Source organism: uncultured Holdemanella sp. (assembly GCF_934772795.1).
In the GTDB taxonomy this organism is placed as follows: Bacteria; Bacillota_I; Bacilli_A; order Erysipelotrichales; family Erysipelotrichaceae; genus Holdemanella.
Window position 1 is genome coordinate 1 of sequence record NZ_CAKVMR010000127.1, and the last position, 1,692, is coordinate 1,692.

A 1,692-nucleotide genomic window follows, 5' to 3' on the forward strand; every position below is an offset into this window, starting at 1 on the left:
CTACCACTGCATCCAGAGGCATGATCTTCTGTGAGCTGGTAATGATCATATCATATGCCTTCAGTATCAAAGGTGCTTTTTCCTCCAGTTCCTGATATTTTGCTTCTTCAATACTCTTGTACGGTGCCATTGTGATAAATTCAACCAGCATCTTTGCTGCCGGAAGGCATCCGACTACTGCCACAACGGTAAGCAGATTCAGTCTGGATCCTGTCTGGATATATCCGGTCACAAAGATTGCGATCACGATTACAAATTCCACAACTGCTCCCAGAAGGTATTTCTGTTTTTTCGCCTTTATATATCCCGGCTGTCCTTTTTCTGTTTTCATATTGCCTGTCCTTTTCTTATTCTGTATTATTGATCTTCATCATTCCCCATACAAGCAGGCGGTCCGGAAGGATCTTGGAAAGGATTCTGGATCCTTTCATAGCTGCTCCGTATACCGAAATGCTTCTTCCATGTACACTGTCTGTAAGTGCCTGCGTTACCACTGCCTCCGGTTCGGCACAGAATGCTTCTTTTTTACTCACTGCAAGCGTTCCTGCCCGGTCAAAGAATTCTGTATGTACCGGTCCCGGACACACCGCAGTTACCAGGATCCCCTGTTTCTTTAATTCTGCCGCCAGTCCCTGCGAGAAACGCAGCACATATGCTTTGGAAGCTGCATATACGCAGAAGCCCGGCTGTGCACAGAACGCAGCCGCCGAGGCAAGATTAATGATCCGGCTGCCTTTTGACAGATATGGAAGACAGATCCCTGTCATTTTAGTGAGTGCCGTGCAGTTCAGATCAACCATACCGCACTGCTCATTCAGATCTATGCTTGCGACTCTGCCGATCTTGCCATATCCCGCTGCATTCACAAGCATCCTTACATCCGCCTGCCGGCGTTCCAGTTCTTTTTGTATTTTTTCGAATATATAGTTTCTCTGCATATCCCCGTCGAAGATTCTGACCGGGATTTTCACCTGTTCCTGCAGACTTTTCAGACGATCCGTTCGTCTTGCCACAACCCATAATTCATCCAGATTCTTATATAGCCGTGGGATCTGAAGCACGAATTCTCTTCCCATTCCAGACGATGCTCCTGTAACGATCGCTATTTTCAACTTTAACACCTCTTTGCATCTGTATGTTGGTTTCTTTGTCTTGTTATTTCTTTTTATGCACATTCCGGATCGATTTCTTTTTCTGTCTGTTTCCCTGTGAAGAATGGGTTCCCTGCGAAACACGCTTTCTGGCATTTTCCTTTCTCGGACGTATCAGACAGTGTTTGTCAAATCCTACCAGATCCATCCGGTGTGCTTTCTTCAGTGCTTCCATGACCAGATCATAATTCTTTGGATCCCGATACTGGATCAGTGCTCTCTGCATTGCCTTTTCATGCGGATTTTTCGGCACATAGACCGGCTGCATTGTCCTTGGGTCCACTCCCGTATAATACATACATGTAGAGATCGTGGATGGTGTCGGATAGAAATCCTGCACCTGTTCCGGCATATACCCCAGATCCCGGATATGCTCCGCAAGTTCTACCGCATCCTTCATTCTGGATCCCGGATGTGATGACATCAGATACGGAACCAGGTACTGGTCTTTGTGGATCTTCTGGTTCATCTTGTTATATTTTTTTATTAAGCTTCTATGAAAAAATTTTTTTTATTAACTTTGCTGTTTTTTATTAATTAT

2 protein-coding genes and 1 pseudogene are annotated in these 1,692 nt (G+C 45.1%); all 3 read right to left on the bottom strand.

The annotated features are described in order from the left end of the window. Nucleotides 1-331: hypothetical protein (locus Q0F04_RS11830; RefSeq protein ID WP_295753537.1), on the bottom strand; the 331-nt coding region annotated here is incomplete at its 3' end. 16 nt (nt 332-347) lie between these two features. Next, on the bottom strand, nt 348-1,112 hold the full coding sequence (locus Q0F04_RS11835) for an SDR family NAD(P)-dependent oxidoreductase (RefSeq protein ID WP_295753541.1): 765 nt from the start codon (nt 1,110-1,112) through the stop codon (nt 348-350). Nucleotides 1,113-1,155: 43 nt separating this feature from the next. Beyond that, nucleotides 1,156-1,638 (bottom strand): annotated as a pseudogene (locus Q0F04_RS11840) (DUF3362 domain-containing protein); the annotation flags it as partial. Between the last annotated feature and the right edge of the window lie 54 nt (nt 1,639-1,692).